The organism is Enterobacter sp. ZOR0014 (assembly GCF_000798855.1).
Lineage (GTDB): Bacteria > Pseudomonadota > Gammaproteobacteria > Enterobacterales > Enterobacteriaceae > Enterobacter > Enterobacter kobei.
In genome coordinates, this window is the sequence record NZ_JTLF01000179.1 from 1 (window position 1) to 1,368 (window position 1,368).

A 1,368-nucleotide genomic window follows, 5' to 3' on the forward strand; every position below is an offset into this window, starting at 1 on the left:
GTCACACTATCGTTAACTGAATACATAGGTTAACGAGGCGAACCGGGGGAACTGAAACATCTAAGTACCCCGAGGAAAAGAAATCAACCGAGATTCCCCCAGTAGCGGCGAGCGAACGGGGAGCAGCCCGGAGTCTGAATCAGCTTGTGTGTTAGTGGAACGGTCTGGAAAGTCCGACGGTACAGGGTGATAGTCCCGTACACGAAAATGCACAGGTTGTGAACTCGAAGAGTAGGGCGGGACACGTGGTATCCTGTCTGAATATGGGGGGACCATCCTCCAAGGCTAAATACTCCTGACTGACCGATAGTGAACCAGTACCGTGAGGGAAAGGCGAAAAGAACCCCGGCGAGGGGAGTGAAAAAGAACCTGAAACCGTGTACGTACAAGCAGTGGGAGCCTCTTTATGGGGTGACTGCGTACCTTTTGTATAATGGGTCAGCGACTTATATTCTGTAGCAAGGTTAACCGAATAGGGGAGCCGAAGGGAAACCGAGTCTTAACTGGGCGTTAAGTTGCAGGGTATAGACCCGAAACCCGGTGATCTAGCCATGGGCAGGTTGAAGGTTGGGTAACACTAACTGGAGGACCGAACCGACTAATGTTGAAAAATTAGCGGATGACCTGTGGCTGGGGGTGAAAGGCCAATCAAACCGGGAGATAGCTGGTTCTCCCCGAAAGCTATTTAGGTAGCGCCTCGTGAACTCATCTTCGGGGGTAGAGCACTGTTTCGGCTAGGGGGCCATCCCGGCTTACCAACCCGATGCAAACTACGAATACCGAAGAATGTTATCACGGGAGACACACGGCGGGTGCTAACGTCCGTCGTGAAGAGGGAAACAACCCAGACCGCCAGCTAAGGTCCCAAAGTCATGGTTAAGTGGGAAACGATGTGGGAAGGCACAGACAGCCAGGATGTTGGCTTAGAAGCAGCCATCATTTAAAGAAAGCGTAATAGCTCACTGGTCGAGTCGGCCTGCGCGGAAGATGTAACGGGGCTAAACCATGCACCGAAGCTGCGGCAGCGACGCTTATGCGTTGTTGGGTAGGGGAGCGTTCTGTAAGCCGTTGAAGGTGGCCTGTGAGGGTTGCTGGAGGTATCAGAAGTGCGAATGCTGACATAAGTAACGATAAAGCGGGTGAAAAGCCCGCTCGCCGGAAGACCAAGGGTTCCTGTCCAACGTTAATCGGGGCAGGGTGAGTCGACCCCTAAGGCGAGGCCGAAAGGCGTAGTCGATGGGAAACAGGTTAATATTCCTGTACTTGGTGTTACTGCGAAGGGGGGACGGAGAAGGCTATGTTAGCCGGGCGACGGTTGTCCCGGTTTAAGCATGTAGGCGGAGGTTCCAGGTAAATCCGGTACCTTTT

General features: G+C 53.1%; 1 rRNA gene. It reads left to right on the top strand.

Annotation, left to right across the window (positions count from 1 at the left end):
* A 23S ribosomal RNA gene (locus L977_RS09575) occupies window positions 1–1,368 on the top strand; the annotation flags it as partial.